A 21,111-nucleotide genomic window follows, 5' to 3' on the forward strand; every position below is an offset into this window, starting at 1 on the left:
TTGCAGATAGGGCGCTTTTCAGTGGGTTCGCGTGCATCCGGGGACGGTCTACGGCACCCTCGTAGGGCTGGAGTCGGCAGGGAAGGGGAGATGTCGTGTTCGAGCGGCGGCCACGTGTCTCCGACCTGATCCGGGAGGCCCGGCAGGATCTCGCCTACAGCCCCCGTCCCCGCTACAGCCGCCGCACCGCCCGCCTGATGAGGCGGGCCGTCCCGATCCTGGCCGTCGTGCTCGTCGGCCTGCTGGCCACCGGCCTGATGGTCTTCACCCAGATGCCGGAGGCCGAGCCGGAGACGATCACGATGCGCAGGTCCGTCGCCACCGCGCCGGCCCAGGCGGCGAAGCCCGCCCAGGACGGGCGGGCGGCGGCCCCCGAGCCGGTGGCGCCGCTCGCCTCGATGCGGCAGCCGCACCTGTTCGTCGTCGCGCACCGGCCGCTCAGCGCGACCGTGGTCGCGAGGATCGCCCAGCTCTCCGGGGTACGGGCGGTGGAGCGGGCCGACGCCGCGGAGGTCGTCCTGGACGGCAAGCCGGTGCAGACGCTCGGGGTGAACCCCTCGACGTTCCGCGCGTACACCCCCAAGCCGACCGCGCGCTCCGACAGGCTCTGGCGGAACGTCTCGGCGGGGGAGGTCGCCGTCTCCTTCGTCCTGGGCAACGACGGGGGCATGCCCCTGGGCAAGACCTTCACCACCGCCGGGCGCAACCTGCGCGTCGGCGCCTACGCCACGATGGGCATGGGCGCCATCGACGCCGTGGTCTCCCGGCCGACCGCCCGCGCGCTGGGCATCCCGGAGAACAACGCGCTCGTGGTGAGCGCGCCGAAGGCCGACTCCGCGCGGCTGCGCCTCACCCTCCTGCGCGCCCTTCCCAAGGGGGCGCAGGTCGCGGTGATCAACCCGGTGCTGACGGCCCCCGGCAAGACGGCCGCCGAGACCCCCGCCAAGGCCGTGACCTGGTCCGCGAACTCCTTCATGACCGCCCCCCAGGTCACGACCGCGCTCACCGCCGCGATCGGCAAGCTCGGCCGCCCGTACGTGTGGGGTGCCGAGGGTCCCGACAGCTTCGACTGCTCGGGCCTGGTCCAGTGGGCGTACGCGCAGGCGGGGATCAAGGTGCCCCGGGTGACGCACCAGCAGTTCGTCTCCGGCCCGCAGATCCCGCTCGCCCAGGCCCAGCCCGGTGACCTGCTGTTCTGGCGGCACGACCCCACCAACCCCGGCTACGTCTCGCACGTGGCCATCTACTGGGGCGACGGCAAGATGCTGCACGCCCCCAGGACCGGCGACGTCGTCAAGCTCGTCCCCGTCACCACCCGCAACTTCGCCGGTGCCGTGCGGATCAGCCCGCAGGTCGCCGCCCGGGTCCGCTAGCCCCTCACCACCGGCGGATCGCTCTCACCCGTGTCCGGCGTCACACGATGCTGGCTTCGTTCGATGAAGCGTTGTAATCTAAATTACATGGAAAAGGATGAAGCAGTAGCGAAGCTGCGCGGCTGGTTCGCGGGGAGGCTGCCCGAGGAGTGGTTCGAGGGCGCGGTCGAGATCGTGTTGGACCGCGAGGAGATCGCGGTGGTCGGCAGGCTCCGGCCTCCCGCGCTCGACGACGACGTCTCGGAGGTGGAGCGCTCCGCCGCCGTGGAGGGCGGCGTCCTGCGTTTCCGCGAGGAGACCAGGGAGCGGCGCGTCGAGATCGCGCTGGAGGCCGAGCGCCGCTTCCGCAGGAAGGTCTCCTGGGGGGTCGCCGTCGGCGACGAGACAGTGATGTTCACCACACTCTCGGTGCCTGTCATGACCCGGCTCAAGCAGTCGGAGCGTCAGGTGCTCGACACCCTCGTGTCCGCCGGGGTGGCCCGCAGCCGCAGTGACGCGCTCGCCTGGTGCGTGCGGCTGGTGGGCAACCACACCGACACCTGGCTGGCGGATCTGAGGGACGCGCTCCAGCACGTCGACCGCGTCCGGGCGGCGGGTCCGGACGTGAATTCCTGAGTCTGGTCAGCGGAAATGGTCAGGAAATTGGTCTGAACCTGTTCGCGGATTGGTTTAGACCTTTCTCATTGGCCTATACCACTGCCGGGACGGGCTTTTTTAGATTCACTTCTTTTGGGTAGGGGTTTCAAAAGCTCACGTCTCCTGCCAGGCCATACGTGGCCGGAGGCGTCGGGACCGAAGCGCCGTGACGTGTGATCGCGCTAATTCACTGGTCTATGCCAATTGGATCGGGCGTGGTCCGTTCGTCAATGATGTTTTGGCCCCGAGAAGTGTAAAGGAGCCCCAGTAGTGTCCGTTACCGCAGATGTCACCACCGTCAGCCCGACCAGCCACGAGGAGCTCGCCGGGTGGGTCAAGGAGATCGCCGATCTGACCCGGCCGGACCGGATCGAATGGTGCGACGGCTCCGAGGCCGAATGGACCCGCCTGACGAACCTGCTGGTCGAGCAGGGCACGTTCACCCGCCTGTCCAAACGGCAGAACAGCTTCCACGCCACCTCCGACCCGACCGACGTCGCCAGGGTCGAGGACCGGACCTACATCTGCTCCGAGCGCGAGGAGGACGCGGGACCGACCAACAACTGGATCGCCCCCGCCGAGATGCGCCGTACCTTCGGCGAGATCTTCAAGGGCAGCATGCGCGGCCGGACGATGTACGTGGTGCCGTTCTGCATGGGCCCCCTGGGCGGTGAGATCTCCCAGCTCGGCGTGGAGATCACCGACTCGCCGTACGTGGTCGTGTCCATGCGCGTCATGACCCGGATGGGCGACGAGGCCCTGCGGCTCATCGAGGAGCGCGGCGGCTACGTCAAGGCCGTCCACTCGGTCGGCGCCCCCCTGGAGCCCGGCCAGGACGACGTGCCGTGGCCGTGCAATCCCACCAAGTACATCAGCCACTTCCCCGAGACCCGCGAGATCTGGTCCTACGGCTCCGGGTACGGCGGCAACGCCCTGCTCGGCAAGAAGTGCTACGCCCTGCGCATCGCGAGCACGATGGCCCGCGACGAGGGCTGGCTGGCCGAGCACATGCTCATCCTCAAGGTCACCCCGCCCTCCGGGGAGACGCGCTACGTCGCGGCGGCCTTCCCGAGCGCCTGCGGGAAGACGAACCTCGCCATGCTCCAGCCGACCCTTCCCGGATGGAAGGTCGAGACGATCGGCGACGACATCGCCTGGATGCGCTTCGGCGACGACGGGCGGCTGCGCGCCATCAACCCCGAGGCGGGTTTCTTCGGCGTCGCCCCCGGAACCGGGGAGTCCACCAACGCCAACGCGATCAGGACGCTCTGGGGCAACAGCATCTTCACCAACGTCGCCCTCACCGACGACGGCGACGTGTGGTGGGAGGGGCTCACCGACCGGCCCCCGGCGCGCCTGACCGACTGGAAGGGCCGTGCCTGGACGCCGGACTCCGGCGAGCCCGCCGCGCACCCCAACGCCCGCTTCACGGTCCCGGCCGCGCAGTGCCCGACGATCGCCCCCGAGTGGCAGGACCCGGAGGGGGTGCCGATCTCCGCGATCCTGTTCGGCGGGCGCCGGGCCAGCGCTGTCCCCCTGGTGACGGAGTCGACGAGCTGGCAGCACGGAGTCTTCGTGGGGGCCAACATCGCCTCGGAGAAGACCGCCGCCGCCGAGGGCAAGGTCGGCGAGCTGCGTCGCGACCCGTTCGCGATGCTGCCCTTCTGCGGCTACAACATGGGCGACTACTTCGCCCACTGGCTCGCTGTCGGCCGGCGGGAGAACGCCCGGCTGCCGCGCATCTACTACGTGAACTGGTTCCGCAAGGACGACGAGGGCAGGTTCGTCTGGCCCGGCTTCGGCGAGAACACCCGCGTGCTCAAGTGGATCGTCGACCGCCTCAACGGCCGGGCGGAGGCGGTGCGGACCCCCATCGGCCTGCTCCCCGCCGAGCTCGACACCGAGGGCCTCGACATCTCCGACGAGGACATGCGGACGCTGCTGAGCGTCGACGAGGACATCTGGCGGCAGGAGGCGTCGCTCATGCCCGCCTTCTTCGAGACCTTCGGCGACCACCTGCCCAGGGAGCTCTGGGAGGAGTACGAGGCCCTCGTCGCCCGCCTGGGCTGAGCGCGCGAACGGCCGGGCACCGGCGTCGAGGAGGGCGCGCCCAGGGTCACCGGTTCGGTCATGTCCGGGCCGGTGACCTCGCGTTTCGCCTGGTGACCGACATCTCACCGGGTCGCCGTCGAAGTCGGGCGAAACTTCTGCCAGGCTGTGCGCGTCTACCTGGGTACACGGGACGTCACTCCTGTGGCCCACCTTTCCCCCCAAGGAGGCGGACATGGTGCTCTCGCTGTTCGTCATCGTCCTCGTCGTCAGCCTGGTCATCCTCTCCACGGCCGTCGCGTTGCACCGCGAGCACCGGCGGGTCCGCTCGGCCATGATCGGCCACTACGGCGGGCCGCCGAACCCGTACGAGCTCGCCTACCTCTCCGGAGGGCCGCGCCGTGTGATCAACACCGCGCTCGGCCTGCTGGCCAGGGCCGGGGCGATCCGGATCTCGCGAGGCGGCCAGGCAAGCCTGGTCGCCGGGGCCCGGCCGTCTCCCGACCCGATCGAGTACGCCGTCATGGAGTCGCTCCACCAGCGCGGAGGCTCGGCCCCGGTGGGCGAGGTCCGCCGCGCGGTGGCCGAGGGAAAGAGCGTCGACGGCCTGCGCTACCGGCTGCTGGGGCTCGGCCTGCTCGTGCCCGAGGGCGCGCTCGACCACGCGCAGGCGCTGCTGAGCCGGCTCCAGATCGCCTCGATCATCGAGGTGGTCGTCGTGGCGGGCATCCTGCTCGCGGGGGCCACCGGGGGACTCGGCACCTTCGCGCTGCTGCTGGGCCTGTTCTCGGTGGTCGGCGGTTTCTCCGTCTACGCGCGGCAGAAGCGGGCCCTGCGCGACGTCCTGAGCCACGCAGGTCACGAGGCGCTCGCCTCCGCCCGCCGGACCTACGCGCGAGGCGCGCGTCCTCTCACACCCGATCTGGCCTTCGCCGTCGGCATTCCCGTCGCCCTGTACGGCCTGGGCGAGCTCAACGAGCCCGGCCTGGAGGAGGAGCTCCAGCGCCAGACCGCGAACAGTTCGAGCAGCTGCGCCTCGGGCGCCTGCGGCGGCGGTTCGAGCTCGGGGGACGCCTCGTCCTTCGGCGGCGGCGGTGACTTCGGTTCCGGCGGCTGGGGCGGGTCGAGCGACGGCGGCGGGTCGGGTGACGGCGGTGGCGGGTCCAGCTGCGGCGGAGGGTGCGGCGGCGGCGGTTGCGGTGGGTGAGCGGCACCCGGCCCCGGTGCCGAGAACGGCCGGAGCCGCCGGAGTCTCCGGAGCCACCGGAGTCTCTGGAGCGGCTATAGCGGCTATAGCGGCCGGAGCCACCGGAACTTCCGGGGAGGCGGCGGCGGTGGCCCGGCGGCGGGCGGGGCTGAGCGGAGGTGCCCCCGATGGCGGCTGAGTTCCCGGCGCTGGGGGTGGGCATCGGCTGGCGGCCGGAGATCGACCTGACCGTGGAGCGGCTGCCCGGGGTCGACTTCGTCGAGGTCATCGCCGAGAACGTCGACCCCGCCCGGCTCCCCGAGTCGCTGCGGGTGCTCCGCGCCCGCGGGATCCCGGTGATCCCGCACGGCGTCGGGCTGGGCGTCGGCGGTGCCGAGCCCCCCGACCCGCGGCGGCTGGCCCACCTGGCCGACTGCGCCCGCGCCCTGGACGCGCCGCTGGTCAGCGAGCACCTCGCCTTCGTGCGGGCGGGCGGGATGGAGGCCGGGCACCTGCTTCCGGTGCCGCGCACCCGGGCCGCGCTCTCCGTCGTCGCCGAGAACGTGCGGCGGGCGCAGGACGCGCTTCCCGTACCGCTGGCCCTGGAGAACGTCGCGGCCCTGTTCGGCTGGCCGGAGGACGAGATGACCGAGGCCGACTTCCTCGGCGAGCTGGTGGAGAGGACCGGCGTCGGGCTCCTGGTCGACGTGGCGAACCTCTACACGAACCAGGTCAACCTGGGCCTGTCGGCCACCGAGGCGCTGGACGGCCTCCCGCTGTCCGAGCTGGCCTACGTCCACGTCGCCGGAGGCCACTCCCGCCAGGGGGTGTGGCACGACACCCACACCGCCCACGTCCCGCAGGACGTGCTGGACATCCTCTCCGAGCTGTGCGCCCGGGTCGATCCGCCCGGTGTGCTGCTCGAATGGGACGACGACTATCCCAGCGACGGCGCCCTGGAGGGGGAGCTCGGCCGGATCCGCGGCGCGATGGCCCGTGTCTGACGACGCGGCCCGCGACCCGGTGCCCGGGGGCTCCACCGGCCGGGTACGGGAGACGAACGGCCCCGAGGAGCGGGAGGCCCTCGAAGGGGCCCGGGAGGCCACCGCGGGGGCGATGGCGGGAGAAGTGCCAAAGGCCGCCAGGGGGTGGCAGGCGGCGGGGGAAGCGCCGGAGGCCGCCGGGGGACGAGGAGCCGCCGGAGGGACACTGGCCGCCCCCCGGAGCTGGGAGGCCACCGCGGGGACGGCGGCGGGGGAAGTGCTGGAGGTCACCGAGGGGTGGCAGGTGGCGGGGGAAGCGCCGGAGGCCGTCGGGGGACGAGGAGCCGCTGGAGGAGCACCACTGAACGCCCCTGGGGGCCGGGAGGCCGCGAGAGGGGCGCTGGAGGCCGGGGAGGGGCGGGAGGGCGTCCGGGAGCCGGAGGCCGGGGACACGGCGCGTGAGGCGCTGGCCAGGGCTCAGGCGGTCCTGGTGGCGGCCCTGGTGGCCGGTGAGGAGGCGCCCCGGGGTTTCGACCGGGAGCGGCTGCGGATCCAGGAGTCCAGCCTGATCTCCAAACGGCGCAGGACGGTGGCCAGGCTACGGCCCGACCTGGCCGCGCTGCTCGGCGACGGCTTCGCCGGGGAGTTCGACGCGTACGCGAGAGGCCGTCCCAAGCCGCAGGGCGGCTCCCACGCCGACGCCCGCGACTTCGCCGACCACCTCCGCGCGGTGGGACGGCTGCCGGAGGAGCCCCGCCCCGATCCCGCCCCCGAGCCTGATCCCGCCCCCCGCCGCTGGTCGCTCTTCGGCAGACGCCGTTGAACCCCGTTGAACCCCGTTGAACCCCGTTGAACCCCGTTGAACCTCGCTGAATCCCGCGCTCCGAGCCGGATGCTCCGAACGGGGGCCTCGGCCCGCGTGTCACCGAACCGGATGTCGCCGAACCGGGCGCGTCGGATTGGGTGGGTCGCCGAGCCGGATCAAGCCCGGGGCGTCGCCGGGGCGGGTGCGCCGGATCAGGGTGCTGAACAGGGTACTGAGCAGGGTGCCGTCGAGCCGGAGGCGCCGAACCGGGCGTTCCACGTCGGGCGTCGTGCCGGAACCGGTATCGCTGAAACTTCTGGCCGTCTCCGTTCGTCCACTGGGTAGGGAAGCTCATCCAGGGACGTCATCCCGGAGGCCGCGTCATGCAGAGCGTACAGATCGTCGTCGTGGTGGGTGTCGCGCTTCTGGGGGTGGCCGCGCTGATCGCGATGCGCCTGGCCGTGCGTCCCGCCCGCGTCTACGAGGGGCCCGAGCTCACGCCGTACGAGCTGGCGCTGCTCGCGGGCGGCCGGTCCCGGGTGGTCGACACCGCGCTGGCCTCGCTGACCGGGGGCGGGGTGGTCAGGGCGCAGCGCGGCGGGTGGCTGACGCGGGTGTCCGGCCAGGTCGGCGTGCTCACCCAGCCGGTGCAGACCGAGGTCCTCGACCGGCTCGGGGGGCCGGAGGGCGGGGCGCCGGTCTGGGCCGTCAGGAACAGGGTGGCCCAGGGGGCCGCGGTGACCATGCTGATCGCGCGGCTGAGGGACCTGGGGCTGATCGACGCGCCCGGTTCCGGCCGGGCCGACCCCACCCACCCCAACCGTGCCGGGAAGGCCGCGCTGGCCCACTACCGCTTGCGCCACCGCGAGGACAGGTCCCTGCCGCCCCGCGCGGGCGATCACGTCGACCACGACGAGCTGAACATCATGGGCGTCGCCCTGCACGGCCTGAAGCAGTGGCAGGAGGGTCAGCTGGCGGCCATCCTGTCGATGGACGGCCCGCCGCCGCCTCCCGCGGTGCGCCGGGGCTCCTCCCGTTCCTCCCGCCACAGTTCCTCCGACGGCTCGGCGGGCGCCTACTACGGGGGGTGCGGCACGGGCGGGGGCGGTTCCGACTCCGGCTCCGGTTCCAGCTGCGGGGGCGGAGGCGGCTGCGGCGGCAGCTCCTGATGGTCCCGCTCGGTCTCGACCTCCCACTCCGGTCTCTCGGCCGATAAGGCGGCCGGGAGACCGGAATGGGGCGGCAGGGGGTGTCATCTGGCGGGCGCGCGCGGTCCCGCGCGAGGGACGGGACGGCGGTCGGGGGGTCCTGTCCGGTCAGGGTGTGGTCGGTTAGGTTGGGCCGACACGTGCCGGTACGTGCCCGGCCGACACAAGCCGACACAAGCCGACATATGCCGACACAAGTCGATACATGATCGGGCGCCTGCATCGGAGTGACCGTGGGAAAGTTCGTCGATCACGCGACGTGGCCGTTGCGGCCCGAGGACGAGGGGCCGCATCAGGCGGGCCCCGAGCCGCTGTGGAGCGAGTCCGTCTATCTCGACTTCGCGGCCGAGGACGGCTCGGTCGCCGGTTACGTCCGGCTCGGCCTGTACCCCAACTGGAACCGCGCCTGGTACTGGGCGTGCCTGGTCGGCAGGGACCGGCCCGCGGTGCTGCTCGCCGACCACCACGTCCCGCTGTCCGTCCCCGGCCCGCCCGAGCCGGACGGGGCGGGGACGCGTCCCGGTGTCCACGCGGTGCGCGGCGAGGGGTTCGGGGGGTTCCGGGCCGTCCACGACGTGACGGCCCCCATGCGGTCCTTCCGGGTGACCCTCGACGCCGGGGCGGCGGCCGTCGTGGACGACCCCGCCACGGCGTACGGGGACCTGGGGAGCGCCGGGACGACCTCGCTCGCGTTCGACCTGGAGTGGCGGAGCGGCGGCGACCCGTACCCCTACCGCTTCATGTCCCGGTACGAGATCCCCTGCGAGGTCGCGGGGACGATCAAGGTCGGGACCGAGGAGATCGCCTTCTCCGGGTACGGCGAGCGCGACCACAGCTGGGGGGAGCGCGACTGGTGGCGGCTGTCGTGGCTGTGGAGCTCGGGGCGGCTCGACGACGGCACGTTCTTCCACGGCATGCGCGCCAACGTCGGCTTCGAGATGCCCTGGCCGTGCTTCACGGTCCCGCCGGGCGGTGAGACCGAGGAGCGGGAGGGGTTCACCGCGGCGAGCGAGTTCGGGGAGGACGGCTTCCCGTCCGGGGCGCGGCTGGAGGTGCCCGGCCTGCCGATGACGGCCGTCCCGGTCGCCTTCGCCCCGGTCGCGATGACGTCCCCCGACGGGGAGGTCGCCCGCTTCCCGCGTGCCCTGTGCCGGTTCGAGACCGAGGACGGGCGGTCCGGATACGGCTGGACCGAATGGCATCAGCCGCCCGGCTGGCGGGGACATGGATGGCGTTGATCGTGTTTTGGCGGACTGGGCCGGGGATACCCTCTCTGAGGTGGGGGGACTGCGTTGTCTTGATGGTTCTTATCTGACCGTTACGCCGGTGGCGTGCCGTGACAGTGTCGGCATGCCGTACGAGATCACCCTGCAGTTGCACCGCGACGGCGCGCTGTACGGGACGGTGGGCGAGCGGTGCGGCTGGTTCCTCACCCGGCTGGCGCGGGGGGTCGCCGAGGCCCGCGCGGGTCACGAGGCGCGGTGGCCCGACCCCGACGACCGCTTCCCCGCCGACACGGAACTGTTCGCCTTTCGTTACCGGGCCAGGAACGGTGTCGTCGGCGGCGGCGAACTCCGCTGCCAACTGCGGACCATTCCGGTCTGGGTCCCGGGGGCGCGGGGGCCCGGCGGGGAGTGGCGGCTCACCAGAAGGGCCTTCCTGGAGGCCTGGGGCGGCGGCGGGGTGGGGATGCGTGCCATCCTGACATCCTCTGAGCTGGGTGTTTTCGTGGAGGCGCTCGTCGCGGAGGCCGAGGACTGCCTGGGGTCCCACAAGCCGGGCAAGCCCGCCAGATCCCTGTAGAGGGGGCGGAGGGGTCCGCGGGGCGGCGATAATTGCCTGTCAGTGCCCATTCGTGGTGGGTGCTGAGGGAGGGGCTTCAATGGGCGTGCGCGATCTCGTCTACCGGGTGTACGAACGCAGGCTTGAGGCGAAGCTGTCCCGTCAGAGGGAGATGGCTCCCCGGCACGTCGGCGTGATCGTCGACGGCAACCGGCGCTGGGCGCGCTCGATGGGCATCGACGACGTGAGCCGCGGGCATCGCAAGGGCGCCGACAAGATCTCGGAGCTGCTCGGCTGGTGCCGGGAGGCCGGTGTCGAGGTCGTCACCGTGTGGCTGCTGTCGAGCGACAACATCAACCGTTCCAAGGACGAGCTGGACCTCCTGATGAAGATCATCGAGGACGTGGTCCAGGAGCTCGTGGCCGACGGATGGCACATCAAGCCCATGGGAGCGCTCGACCTTCTGCCCGATCACACGGCCCGGGTGCTCAAAAACGCAAAAGAAGCGACATCACATCGTCCCGGTTTGATTGTGAACGTTGCTGTTGGGTATGGAGGAAGGCGTGAGATCGCTGATGCGGTGCGCTCCCTTCTCCAGGAGCACGCGAGCAAGGGCGCGAGCATCGAGGACCTTGTCGAGGTCCTCGATGTCGAGCACATCGCGGAGCATCTCTACACGCGCGGCCAGCCCGATCCGGATCTGGTCATCCGGACCTCGGGAGAGCAGCGGCTCTCCGGCTTCCTGCTCTGGCAGAGCGCTCACTCCGAATTCTACTTCTGCGAGGCCTACTGGCCTGACTTCCGCAGGGTCGACTTCTTGCGGGCTCTCCGCTCCTACGCCGCGCGGCACCGCAGGTACGGTTCCTGAAACTCCACATGAACGGCCCCTTTCGGTCAGTCTTAAGCAGTTGGAAGTCGGGCATTCAGGACGTACCGTAAGAAGTAGGAGAGCACAGCTCACCTACGCCGGAGAGGGCCCGCCTTTGCGTCACGACCTGCTGAGGAGGGCCGGTCAACGGTCCCTGCTCGACGTTCTCGTGAGCGGGCCCGGGGCCGGTCCGCATCCCAGCTCATGGCAGGGCGCCGTCCATGGCGCCCGGGGGAGAACGCGTGGCAAACCCTTCGTCCTCACCCACGTCGCCGGCAGTGCAGCGGCGCACGTACGTCCTGGACACCTCGGTGCTCCTGGCGGATCCAACGGCGATGAGCCGTTTCGCCGAGCATGAGGTCGTCATCCCGATCGTCGTCATCACCGAGTTGGAGGGCAAACGCCATCATCCAGAGCTCGGATACTTCGCGCGCAAGGCGCTAAGGTCCCTCGACGAACTCCGGGTGACGCACGGACGACTGGACGAGCCCATGCCGATCGGCGAGGGCACCATCCGGGTCGAGCTCAACCACAGTGACCCGTCCATCCTGCCCGTCGGGTTCCGGCTCGGCGACAACGACACCCGCATCCTGACCGTGGCGAAGACCCTCGCCGCCGAGGGCAACGACGTGGTGCTGGTCTCCAAGGACCTGCCGATGCGGGTGAAGGCCGCCTCCATCGGGCTCGCCGCGGACGAATACCGCGCCGAACTCGTGGTGGAGTCCGGCTGGACCGGCATGGACGAGCTCCAGGTGACCTCGGAGGACGTCGAGACCCTCTTCGAGCACGGTACGGCCGACCTGGCCGACGCCCGTGACCTGCCCACCCACACGGGTCTGCGCCTGCTGTCCAGCAGGGGCTCCGCGCTGGGCCGGGTGCTGCCCGACAAGTCGGTGCGGCTGGTGCGCGGCGACCGCGAGGTGTTCGGCCTGCACGGCCGTTCCGCCGAGCAGCGGATCGCGCTCGACCTCCTGATGGATCCCGAGGTCGGCATCGTCTCGCTGGGCGGCCGGGCGGGCACCGGCAAGTCCGCGCTCGCCCTGTGCGCGGGCCTGGAGGCGGTCCTGGAGCGCCGCCAGCACCGCAAGGTCATCGTCTTCCGTCCCCTGTACGCCGTGGGCGGCCAGGAGCTGGGCTACCTGCCCGGTTCCGAGAACGAGAAGATGGGCCCGTGGGCGCAGGCGGTCTACGACACCCTGGGCGCGGTCACCACGCCCGAGGTGATCGAGGAGGTCATGGACCGGGGCATGCTGGAGGTGCTCCCGCTCACCCACATCCGCGGCCGGTCGCTCCACGACGCCTTCGTCATCGTGGACGAGGCGCAGTCGCTGGAGCGCGGGGTGCTGCTCACCGTGCTCAGCCGGATCGGCGCCAACTCCCGGGTCGTCCTCACCCACGACATCGCCCAGCGCGACAACCTGCGGGTGGGCCGCCACGACGGCGTCGTGGCGGTGGTGGAGAAGCTCAAGGGGCACCCGCTGTTCGCGCACGTCACCCTGACCCGCTCGGAGCGCTCGCCGATCGCGGCGCTGGTCACCGAGATGCTGGAGGACATCACGATGTGACGGGCAGCTGAACGCCACCGCCGGAGCGCGGTCGCGGGTGCCGTACGAGCACCCGCGACCGCGCTCCGCGCGTTGCGGCCCGGCTCTCCGGGCTTCCCGTGGCTTCCCGTGGCGGTGACCGGGGCCCGCGGGCGCCGTAGGCCCGGTGACCGCGGTGGCCGGGAAGGGACTGTCAGGGGGGCAGCCGCACGCCGGGGGCCGCGAGGTTGCGGTACTCGAAGCAGCCCCGGTCGCCCATCGTCTCCGGGGTGCCGGGGAAGAGGCGGGTGACCTCGACGCTCCAGATGCTCTCCTGCTTGTTCTGCCGGATGGTGCAGGTGATCTGGGCGAGGGCCTCCTCGGTGACCTTGCCCTCGCCCGTGATGATCACGTTCAGCCGGTAGCCCAGGTTGTCGTCCGGCTCGTTGCGCTGGTCGGTGTTGTCCGAGTAGCGGGTCGTCTTGGTGTCGTAGTGGCTGAAGTCGTTGAGCGCGCTGGTCAGCCCCGCCTTCGGCGGCTGCTTCCCGGCCCGGAACAGGGTGTCGATGATGTTCTTGGCCGAGTCGGAGACCACCGGGACCTTGACGGGCTCCAGCCGGTTGTCGCGGAGCAGGTAGACCGTCACCCACGTGGGGCTGTAGCTGATCACCGGCGGGCGGCCGTAGTCCTGGACGTCGGTCGGGGAGAGGCCGCAGCCGCAGAGCATCAGGGCCGCGACGAGCAGGCAGGCGAGCCACCTCACGCCGGAGGGCCGTCTCCCCCGGGGGCGGGCCGGGCCGGTGGACGGGCTCATACCGGAGACGGCCCCGGTGGGCCGGCTCGTGCCGGGAGGGGGCGGGGTATGCGGGCGGGTGGGCCGTCCCATGACCCGTCTCGTGTTCTGGCTCATGCCGGGGGGAGCCAGACCGTGAAGAGGGTTCCCGGCCGCTGCGCGCGGACCGAGATCGTGCCCCCGTGCAGCTGGGCGTTGGCCCGCGCGATGGACAGGCCGAGCCCGCTGCCGTCGCCCCGGGCGCCGGCCTTGTAGAAACGGTTGAACACGAAGGGCAGGTCCTTCGCCGGGATGCCCTTGCCGTGGTCGCGCACCTTCACCTCCAGGCCGTTCGGTGTGCTGCGGGCGGTCACCATCACCGGAAGCTCACCGTGGCGCAGGGCGTTGCCCACCAGGTTGGCCACGATGACGTCGAAGCGCCGGGGGTCGACGGAGAAGGCGAGCCCCTCGGGGACGTTCACCCGCACCTGGTCCGACCAGCCGCGCATCTCCAGGCAGTCGCAGACCACGTCGACGATGTTCACGGTGTCCACGTTCAGCGTGGCCGTCCCCGAGTCGAACCGGCTCGCCTCGATGAGCTGCTCGATCAGGGTCCGCAGCCGCGCGATCTCGCGCAGCACCAGCCGTACGGCCGCCGCGGGCTCGGGGGGCAGCCGGTCGGCCTCCTCGGAGAGCATGTCGGTGACCGCGGTCATCGCGGTCAGCGGGGTCCTGAGCTCGTGGGAGACGTCGGCGACGAAGCGGCGGGACATCGCCTCCAGTGCGCGCAGCTCGGTGACACTCCGTTCCAGGGCGGCGGCGGTGTCGTTGAACGTCGCGGTGAGCTCGGCGAGCTCGTCCTGGCCGTGCACGGGCAGGCGGGTGTCCAGGTGGCCGGCGCCGAGCGCGCGGGCCGCCGAGCCGAGCCGCCTCACCGGGAGCAGGAGCTGCCGGGCCGACACCAGTCCCAGGGACAGCGCGATGACCAGCATGGCGGCGCCGGCGAGGGCGAGCGGCTGCCGCAGGCCGCTCAGCAGCCGTTCCTCCTCGATCAGGGGGACGAACACGAAGACGGTCATCCCGGTGGGCTGGGCGGTGTGGATGGGCTCGATCCGCCACACGGGGGTGCCGATGAGCAGCCACATGTCGCCGCCGATGGTCATGCGCTTGGCGACCAGCCGCTGGGTGGCCCTGGCGGCGAGGTCGCCGGGGACGTCCTTGGGGCCGAAGTCGCCGTCGGGGTAGGGGTAGTTCTCGTAGCGGACCACCACCCTGCCGCCCTGGGGGCGCAGGCTCCTCTGCAGCGCGCTGATCTCCTCGTCGGTCGGCGGGCTGTCTCCCGGCCAGAGGGCGCCGACGGGCAGCCTGCTGCCCTCCAGGATGTCGCGCACCTCGCTCACGGCCACGTGCTCGGCCCGCCTGATCATGCTGTTCTTGACGAACTCGTAGCCGATCACCGCGACGACCGCGGAGGCGGTGACGGCGATCAGGGTGAAGGTGATCACCAGGCGCCCGCGCAGGCCGGTGTACATCCGCCGCGTCGAGGGAGGGAGGAGCCGCTTCACGGCGGGCTGAACCGGTAGCCGAATCCCCGTACCGTGTGGATGAACTCGGGCTCGGCGGGGACCGCCTCGATCTTGGCGCGGACCCGCTGGACGCAGGCGTCGACCAGCCGGGAGTCGGCGACGTGGGTGTGGTCCCAGACGGCCCGCAGCAGGTATCTGCGGTTGAGCACCTGGCCGGGGTGGCGGACGAGTTCGAGCAGGAGACGCAGCTCCGTGGGGGTGAGGTGGACCTCGCGGCCGCCCAGCGCCACCTTGAGGGCGCCCCGGTCGATGACCAGGTCGCCGAAGGTGATGCGGTCGGAGGCGACCGACTCCATCCGGCGCAGGACGGCGCGGATGCGGGCGTCCAGCACCCGGGGCTCGACCGGCTTGACCACGTAGTCGTCGGCCCCCGCCTCCAGTCCCACGACCACGTCGAGGTCGTCGCCCCTGGCGGTGAGGAGGATCACCGGCAGCTGGTCGAGCCTGCGGATGCGGCGGCACACCTCGACGCCGTCGATGCCGGGCAGCATGACGTCCAGGATGGCGATCTCGGGACGACGGGTCCTGATGTGCTCCAGGGCCTCCTCGCCGCTGGCGTACGCGGTGACGGAGTGGCCCTGCCGGGTGAGCGCGAGCTCCAGCCCGGTACGGACCGAGGGGTCGTCTTCGACGAGGAGGATGCCTGCCACCGGGTAATCATTCTCCCAAGGCTCGGATGGATCTGCTGGGTCACAAAACCCAGACATAAGGCAAACAGTACCTGAATGAGGTGGTCAGACCACGATTCGGGCAATTCCATGATCGCTAAAGCGGTCTACATGGCACCGTACGGTAAAATGTGAGCAAAATCACTCCCAAGCTTTCCTCGCCGGGAAAGTGCTCGTGGCCTGGCGGTTAGGACGCGAGGAGCCCCGGCGGGCACGGGCGGACGCGGACCGGCGCCGACCAACTCCGCCGTTCCGGTTGCGGACCACCCCCCTCCGCACGGCAAGCTCATAGGTCGTGAGTCCAGGATCACAGCAACTGAAGGAACGCTCGGCGCCCCGCGCCCGCCGCTCGAACCGCAGGGCGGGCAGGGGGAGGGCCCCCGAGGGGCCCGCCGGCCCCAGTTCCAAGCGTGGCATGACCTCCAAGCGCGTGCTGATCCTGGGCGCCGCGCTCGTGGTCCTCGTGGGCGGAGGCGCCTTCACCGCCTACACCGCCGTCCAGAACGCCTCGGCGCCGCCGACGCAGCCGCTCACCCTGGACGAGATGGCGAAGATGCTCGGCTCCGACCCGTTCGGCTCCGACCTGGAGTCCGACATGCTGAAGGCCCAGGCGGCCCAGGCGCTCAAGGCCGACAAGATCGCCGCCGAGCGCGACAACCGCAAGGCCCTCAACCAGGTCAAGATCGTCGACGAGGCGCCGGGCGGCGGCGGGTTCAACCCGCAGCAGCTCCCCCCGGGCACCTCCAACCCGACCGGCAACAGGGCGCTGGGCAAGCAGATGCTGGAGTCCAGGGGCTGGGCGGGCGAGTGGGGCTGCCTGGAGAAGCTCTGGATGAAGGAGAGCGGCTGGAACGAGCGCGCCATGAACACCTCCAGTGGCGCCTACGGCATCCCGCAGTCCCTCCCCGGCCACAAGATGGCGAGCGCAGGAAGCGACTGGCAGACCAACGCGGCCACCCAGATCGAGTGGGGGCTCACCTACATCAAGGGCCGGTACGGCTCGCCCTGCGGCGCCTGGGCCCATTCCCAGGCCAAAGGCTGGTACTGAGAGACCAGGAGTCGGCAAGTCTGATCGTCTCCCGGCGCCGCGCGCCGCACCCTTGGCCGCATGGATCTGAAGGTCAGCGTGGTGGTGCCGGTGCACAACCCCGGTGATGGCGCCGACGCCTGCATCCGGTCTGTGCTGGAGCAGTCGATGGCCTCCGAGGACTACGAGGTCATCTTCGCCGACGACGGGTCCGACGACGGGATCCAGCAGCGCCTCGACACCCTGGCGACGGTGCGGCCGAACGTCAGGGTGCTCCACCTCGAACGGACCGGCTCGCCGATGCGCGGCCGCAACGTCGCCCTCATGGTCGCCCGGGGCGAGTACGTCTACCTGCTGGACCAGACCGACCGCCTGGAGCGGACCGCCCTGGAGCGCATGTACCTGCGGGCCGTGGAGACCGGCGCCGACATCCTCCTCGGGCGGCTGGGCAGCGACCAGAGGCCGCCCGTCGCGATCTTCGACACCGACCGCGAGCACGCCGACGTCGTCAGGGACCGGCTGCTCACACTGCTCACCCCGCACAAGCTCCTCCGCAGGGCCTTCCTCGACGCCGAGGCGCTGAACTTCCCCGACCCCGGCGGGTGCCTCGCCGAGCAGGCCTTCGTGCTCCGCGCCTACCTGCGGGCCGGGAACGTCGTGGTGATGGCCGGACCGATCTGCTGCCACGTCACCGAGCGGCCCGACCCGCCGGAGGACCCCTACGTCTGGGCCGCGGAGCTGCGCGAGCTGCTCGACATCATCGACGACGAGGTGCCCGAGGGCCGCAGGCGCGACCGGATGTACGCCCAGTGGTTCCGCACCGCGGTGCTGCGACGGCTCGGCGGGGGCGGGTTCGCCACCTCCTCCGCGGGCCGGGCGGCCACCTTCACCACCCTGCGCGAGCTGGTCGTCCAGCGCTTCCCCCCGCGTCTCGACCTCCTGCTGCCCGTCCCGCTGCGGGCCCGCGCCGCGCTGCTCCGCGCGGGCAGGCTCGACCAGCTCGTCGTCCTGGCCGGGGCCACGCGCGGCGTCCGCCTCCAGGCCGACCTCGACGGGCTCACCTGGGACGACGGCGCGCTCACCATGGGGCTCACCGTGGAGATCATGCAGGCCGACGGCACCCCGATGCGCTTCGTCCCGTACGGGGAGGACGGCCTGCTCTGGCAGCCCCCGGTGCCCCTCGAAGGGCTCCGCCTGCCGCCCGAGATGGCCGACGTGAGCCAGGCCGCCGCCAGGGCGCGCTTCGAGGTCTACGTCAGGAACGAGGACACCGGGGTCGTCCACTTCCTGCCCTCGGAGTGCTCGATGATCCGCAGCCGTCACCGCAACGGGGTGCGGCTCCAGGTCACCGGCGCGGCCCGGCTGGACATCGACTCGGCGGCGACGGGCGAGCCGCTGCCCCCGGGACTCTGGGAGATACACGTGCGCATGTACGGGGGAGCGCAGCAGGCGCGCACCCGGGTGACCGGGTCGCCGCTGAACTGCACCGGGATGGTCGCCGACTGTTCCAGGCGGCTGATCGTCCCCTGGTGGTCCGACCGGGGGGAGCTGGGGATCTGCGTGGAGCCGCGCTCGTTCCCCGAGTCGATCGTCCTGGTCTCACCGGGGACGACGGTCATCAGGCAGCGCAAGCACGTCTTCGTCGTCGTGCCCGTGCCGTACGTGCCGCCGAGCGGGGGGCCGCCCGCGGAGCTGGTGTTCCGCCAGACCGCGGGCAGGGAACGCGAGGTCGCCGCGCCCGCGCTGGTCGAGCCCGGCGTCCCCGGGGAGCTGGCCGGGCGGCTGATCGCCAAGATCCCGACCCGGCTGGCGTACCGGGAGGGGTTCCTCGCGCCGGGCGTCTGGGCGCCGTTCCTGCGGGTGGACGGCGAGGAGACCGGGCTCCGCTTCAAGGTGGAGATGAACCGCGGCGGCCGGGTGGAGATCCACCGGGCCGCCGCCGCCAGGCTCTCCGAGCCGTGGTACCCGCTGCTGAAGCGGGTCGCGCTGCGGATACCGCTGGTCAGGAACGCGGTCCGGGTGACCAGGACCGTCCAGCGGCGCTACATGCTGAACTGACGTCCGGGGTCACCCGTCCCGGACCGCGCGACGGCGCCGCACGCCCTGTCGGGGCGGTGCGGCGCCGTGCGGTCATACGGCCGGTGTCATGGGCTCAGGCGGCACTCGTTGGGCAGGTCGCCGGTCGAGGGCCTCGGCAGGGTCGCGCTCGGCGGCGGGTTCTGCCCGCGCTCCACCCAGCCCTCCAGGGTCTCGAACGCGCTGCGGAAGCACGGCAGCAACGGGCGGAGCCTGTCGGGGTAGGTGGCGTAGAGGCTGTCCACGTGGGTGCCGTCGGTGATCCGGTAGTAGCGGAACGGCCGGTGCCTGCCGACCATGTCCGCGTAGACGTCACCGGAGCGGGAGATCGGCAGCAGCGTGTCCAGCGTGCCGTGGATCGTGATCAGCGGCTTGCCGATCCGGCCGGTGAGCCCGATCTTCTTCACCGCCGCGTACGGCTTGCGCGCGTCGTAGTCGTAGTCGGCGTCGCAGGCCGGGGTGCCCGAGGCGCAGAAGGGGGTGCCCGCCTCGGTGTCGCCGTCGAAGGACGGGTCGAGCTCCTCGCGGTAGAGGCGCTGGGTCAGGTCCCAGTAGTACTGGTAGTGGAACGGCCACAGGAACTCCGAGCCGCGGGCGAATCCCGCGTCGTACATCGCCTGGGTGTCGCCCGCCGGGTAGGCCCGCAGCGCCGGGGGCAGGTAGTTGACCAGGTTGTCGCCCTTGACCCGCCAGAGCGTGCCCTCCCAGTCGATGCCGCCGTCGTAGAGCCAGGCCCGGTTCTCCAGCTGCCAGCGGACCAGGTAGCCGCCGTTGGAGATGCCCGCGGCGTAGGTCCGCTTGGGAAGCCTGCCGTAGCGCTGGGCGACGACGGCCTTGGCGGCGATCGCGATCTGCGTGACCCGGTCGTTCCACTCGGCGACCGCGTCGCCGGGCTTGCGGCCGTCCTTGTAGAACGTGACGCCGACGTTGCCCTTGTCCGTCACCGCGTAGGCGTAGCCCTTGGCCAGCGCCCAGTCGGAGACGGTGAAGTCGTTGGCGTACTGCTCCCGGTTGCCCGGGGTGCCGGTGACGACCAGGCCGCCGTTCCAGTTGTCGGGCAGACGTAGGACGAACTGCGAGTCGTGGTTCCAGCCGTGCGTCGTGTTGGAGGTCGAGGTGTCGGGGAAGTAGCCGTCGACCTGGATGCCGGGCACGCCCTTCGGGTTGACCGCCCCCGCCGGGTGCAGGCCCGCCCAGTCGGCCGGGTCGGTGTGCCCGGAGACGGTCGTGCCCGCCGTCGTGAGGTCGTCCAGGCAGGCCTTCACCTGGCGCTCGGCACCCGGCACCGACACCCGGTCCAGCCGGGCGCAGTGCGCGGGTGAGGTCCCCGCGCTCGCCGCCGGGGCCCCGGTCAGGGCCAGCAGGGCGGCGAGCCCGACGGCGGCGAACCCCGCCGTCACCCTGACACCGCTCCGTGGGGCCGCGCCGGGGACCGGACCGGGAGACGAGGGAAGGAGCCGGGTTCGAGCGGTCTCGCCGTGAACCCGTACGGCCGGACCGCGACGCGAGGCGTCGCCATGGGTACTGCGCATCGGTCAGCTCCGCTTCAGGTGGTCGGAGAGAGCGGCGCGGAACTCGGCGGGCCGCTCGATGTGCGGGCTGTGGCCCGCGTCCAGGACGGTCTCGGTGTACGGGCCGTACCGCTCCAGGGCGGCGCGGGTCTGGGTGACCATCGGCTGCGCGGGGGTGCCCGGCGAGCCGGGGACGGCCCCCAGGGCGCCCAGGTGGGCCAGGTCGAACAGCGAGGTGTCGGAGACGATCACGTCGGCGTCGCCCCTGATCCACAGGATCGGCGGCTTCGGGTCGATCGTGTGCAGGTCGTCGATCCGGAAGTGCGTCGGGGCGAACGAGTTGAGCACGCCCCGCGTGCCGGGACGGACCCCCGGCCACTCCTCCGACGCCACCGCGTCACCCGGGTAGTGGTCCTCGCCGACCCTCGTGGACAGCATCGACGCGACCAGGGCGTCCTCGTCCTCGATCACGGTGCCGGGCTTCACGTACGTGGTCCGCATCACGTTCCTCGGCGAGGCCGGGGAGTCGTCCGAGGTGTCCCCCGCCGCGAGCAGGCTCACGAAGTCGGGGTTGGCCGCGCCCGCCCCGCCGCCCGTGCCGTCGGGGTGGTTCAGCACGCCGTCTGCGCCGTGCGTGCCGCCGAAGCCGTACGGGGAGATCGGGTTGACCAGGGTCACGCTCCGCACGGCGGACGGCCGGTCGCGCAGCGCCTGGAGCACGACCCCGCCGCCCATGCTCCAGCCGACCAGGTGCACGCCGTCCAGCCCGAGGGCGTCGACGAGGGCGAGCACGTCGTCGGAGTAGTCCCGCAGGCCGCGGGTGGCGTCGACCGGGGCGGGCTCGGTGTCGCCGAAGCCCCGCAGGTCCACGGCGAGCGGCCGGTGGCCCTCCTCCGCGAGGGCGAGCAGCGTGTCCCGCCAGAAGGCGGAGCTCGACACGTTCCCGTGCACGAACAGCACGGTCTCGCCGCCCTCCGGGGCGCCCTCCGTCACGGACAGGACGTTCTGGGTGATCCGGCCGGTGGGCACCGGCCGGTTCTCGATGCGCATCAGATGTT

Annotated in this window: 18 protein-coding genes; 13 read left to right on the plus strand and 5 right to left on the minus strand. The window is 71.7% G+C overall.

The annotated features are described in order from the left end of the window. The first annotated feature begins 95 nt into the window (after nucleotides 1-95). The 11 genes from ABT053_RS25135 (at nucleotide 96) to phoH2 (ending at nucleotide 12,455) form a co-directional block, all read left to right on the plus strand. Complete coding sequence (locus ABT053_RS25135) at nucleotides 96-1,373, plus strand: C40 family peptidase (RefSeq protein WP_350971847.1); 1,278 nt, start codon at nucleotides 96-98, stop codon at nucleotides 1,371-1,373. An 87-nt stretch (nucleotides 1,374-1,460) separates the two neighbouring features. Continuing rightward, nucleotides 1,461-1,988, plus strand: a complete 528-nt coding sequence (abmR, locus tag ABT053_RS25140) for an ATP-binding transcription factor AbmR (protein WP_350971848.1) — start codon at nucleotides 1,461-1,463, stop codon at nucleotides 1,986-1,988. 291 nt (nucleotides 1,989-2,279) lie between these two features. Further along, nucleotides 2,280-4,079, plus strand: a complete 1,800-nt coding sequence (locus tag ABT053_RS25145; RefSeq protein ID WP_350971850.1) for a phosphoenolpyruvate carboxykinase (GTP) — start codon at nucleotides 2,280-2,282, stop codon at nucleotides 4,077-4,079. Between the two features lie 214 nt (nucleotides 4,080-4,293). Continuing rightward, nucleotides 4,294-5,265 (plus strand): TIGR04222 domain-containing membrane protein, encoded by a 972-nt coding sequence (locus ABT053_RS25150; protein ID WP_350971852.1) that lies wholly within the window; start codon nucleotides 4,294-4,296, stop codon nucleotides 5,263-5,265. Between the two features lie 167 nt (nucleotides 5,266-5,432). Then, complete coding sequence (locus ABT053_RS25155; RefSeq protein ID WP_350971854.1) at nucleotides 5,433-6,248, plus strand: MbnB/TglH/ChrH family RiPP precursor modification enzyme; 816 nt, start codon at nucleotides 5,433-5,435, stop codon at nucleotides 6,246-6,248. Further along, a complete protein-coding gene (locus tag ABT053_RS25160; protein WP_350971856.1) occupies nucleotides 6,241-7,050 on the plus strand; it encodes an SCO6045 C-terminal-like domain-containing protein in 810 nt (269 codons plus the stop codon). The genes ABT053_RS25155 and ABT053_RS25160 overlap by 8 nt, the downstream gene beginning before the upstream one ends. Before the next feature lie 365 nt (nucleotides 7,051-7,415). Next, nucleotides 7,416-8,201 carry a TIGR04222 domain-containing membrane protein gene (locus ABT053_RS25165; protein ID WP_350971857.1) on the plus strand — a complete coding sequence of 262 codons (786 nt, stop codon included), beginning with the start codon at nucleotides 7,416-7,418 and terminating at the stop codon, nucleotides 8,199-8,201. Nucleotides 8,202-8,473: 272 nt separating this feature from the next. Further along, nucleotides 8,474-9,478: a DUF7064 domain-containing protein gene (locus ABT053_RS25170; protein WP_350971859.1), complete on the plus strand. Its 1,005-nt coding sequence runs from the start codon at nucleotides 8,474-8,476 to the stop codon at nucleotides 9,476-9,478. Nucleotides 9,479-9,590: 112 nt separating this feature from the next. Continuing rightward, the gene (locus tag ABT053_RS25175) at nucleotides 9,591-10,043 is read left to right on the plus strand and encodes a hypothetical protein (RefSeq protein ID WP_350971860.1); all 453 of its coding nucleotides are present in this window, start codon (nucleotides 9,591-9,593) and stop codon (nucleotides 10,041-10,043) included. A 79-nt stretch (nucleotides 10,044-10,122) separates the two neighbouring features. Further along, nucleotides 10,123-10,890 (plus strand): isoprenyl transferase, encoded by a 768-nt coding sequence (locus ABT053_RS25180; RefSeq protein WP_344750149.1) that lies wholly within the window; start codon nucleotides 10,123-10,125, stop codon nucleotides 10,888-10,890. 221 nt (nucleotides 10,891-11,111) lie between these two features. Then, entirely contained in the window at nucleotides 11,112-12,455 is a 1,344-nt protein-coding gene (phoH2, locus tag ABT053_RS25185; RefSeq protein ID WP_350971862.1) for an RNA 5'-3' helicase PhoH2, read from the plus strand. Nucleotides 12,456-12,627: 172 nt separating this feature from the next. On the opposite strand, the gene ABT053_RS25190 is transcribed toward phoH2, so the two are convergent. From ABT053_RS25190 to ABT053_RS25200, 3 genes are all read right to left on the minus strand, one after another. After that, on the minus strand, nucleotides 12,628-13,176 hold the full coding sequence (locus ABT053_RS25190) for a hypothetical protein (protein ID WP_350971864.1): 549 nt from the start codon (nucleotides 13,174-13,176) through the stop codon (nucleotides 12,628-12,630). Between the two features lie 143 nt (nucleotides 13,177-13,319). Continuing rightward, nucleotides 13,320-14,750 carry an ATP-binding protein gene (locus ABT053_RS25195; RefSeq protein WP_350971866.1) on the minus strand — a complete coding sequence of 477 codons (1,431 nt, stop codon included), beginning with the start codon at nucleotides 14,748-14,750 and terminating at the stop codon, nucleotides 13,320-13,322. Then, nucleotides 14,747-15,421, minus strand: coding sequence for a response regulator (locus tag ABT053_RS25200; RefSeq protein WP_350971867.1), 675 nt, complete (start codon nucleotides 15,419-15,421; stop codon nucleotides 14,747-14,749). The genes ABT053_RS25195 and ABT053_RS25200 overlap by 4 nt, the downstream gene beginning before the upstream one ends. Nucleotides 15,422-15,854: 433 nt before the next feature. Between ABT053_RS25200 and ABT053_RS25205 the strand changes: the two genes are divergently transcribed. Both ABT053_RS25205 and ABT053_RS25210 read left to right on the plus strand, forming a co-directional pair. Then, entirely contained in the window at nucleotides 15,855-16,487 is a 633-nt protein-coding gene (locus tag ABT053_RS25205) for an aggregation-promoting factor C-terminal-like domain-containing protein (RefSeq protein ID WP_350971869.1), read from the plus strand. A gap of 60 nt (nucleotides 16,488-16,547) precedes the next feature. Continuing rightward, nucleotides 16,548-18,524: a glycosyltransferase family 2 protein gene (locus tag ABT053_RS25210; RefSeq protein WP_350971871.1), complete on the plus strand. Its 1,977-nt coding sequence runs from the start codon at nucleotides 16,548-16,550 to the stop codon at nucleotides 18,522-18,524. An 86-nt stretch (nucleotides 18,525-18,610) separates the two neighbouring features. Here the strand turns inward: ABT053_RS25210 and ABT053_RS25215 are convergent, their stop codons facing one another. Further along, a complete protein-coding gene (locus ABT053_RS25215; protein WP_350971872.1) occupies nucleotides 18,611-19,942 on the minus strand; it encodes a tannase/feruloyl esterase family alpha/beta hydrolase in 1,332 nt (443 codons plus the stop codon). Nucleotides 19,943-20,077: 135 nt separating this feature from the next. Then, nucleotides 20,078-21,103, minus strand: a complete 1,026-nt coding sequence (locus ABT053_RS25220; RefSeq protein ID WP_350971873.1) for an alpha/beta fold hydrolase — start codon at nucleotides 21,101-21,103, stop codon at nucleotides 20,078-20,080. Nucleotides 21,104-21,111 lie beyond the last annotated feature (8 nt).

It is taken from the genome of Streptosporangium sp. NPDC002524, from assembly GCF_040295985.1.
Lineage (GTDB): Bacteria > Actinomycetota > Actinomycetes > Streptosporangiales > Streptosporangiaceae > Streptosporangium.

Bases quoted from the DNA above. Each gene is read 5' to 3' on its own strand.
- abmR (WP_350971848.1), top strand. From the start codon at position 1,461: ATGGAAAAGGATGAAGCAGTAGCGAAGCTGCGCGGCTGGTTCGCGGGG.
- ABT053_RS25150 (WP_350971852.1), top strand. From the start codon at position 4,294: ATGGTGCTCTCGCTGTTCGTCATCGTCCTCGTCGTCAGCCTGGTCATC.
- ABT053_RS25155 (WP_350971854.1), top strand. From the start codon at position 5,433: ATGGCGGCTGAGTTCCCGGCGCTGGGGGTGGGCATCGGCTGGCGGCCG.
- ABT053_RS25165 (WP_350971857.1), top strand. From the start codon at position 7,416: ATGCAGAGCGTACAGATCGTCGTCGTGGTGGGTGTCGCGCTTCTGGGG.
- ABT053_RS25175 (WP_350971860.1), top strand. From the start codon at position 9,591: ATGCCGTACGAGATCACCCTGCAGTTGCACCGCGACGGCGCGCTGTAC.
- ABT053_RS25180 (WP_344750149.1), top strand. From the start codon at position 10,123: ATGGGCGTGCGCGATCTCGTCTACCGGGTGTACGAACGCAGGCTTGAG.
- phoH2 (WP_350971862.1), top strand. From the start codon at position 11,112: ATGGCGCCCGGGGGAGAACGCGTGGCAAACCCTTCGTCCTCACCCACG.
- ABT053_RS25205 (WP_350971869.1), top strand. From the start codon at position 15,855: ATGACCTCCAAGCGCGTGCTGATCCTGGGCGCCGCGCTCGTGGTCCTC.
- ABT053_RS25210 (WP_350971871.1), top strand. From the start codon at position 16,548: ATGGATCTGAAGGTCAGCGTGGTGGTGCCGGTGCACAACCCCGGTGAT.
- ABT053_RS25220 (WP_350971873.1), bottom strand. From the start codon at position 21,103: ATGCGCATCGAGAACCGGCCGGTGCCCACCGGCCGGATCACCCAGAAC.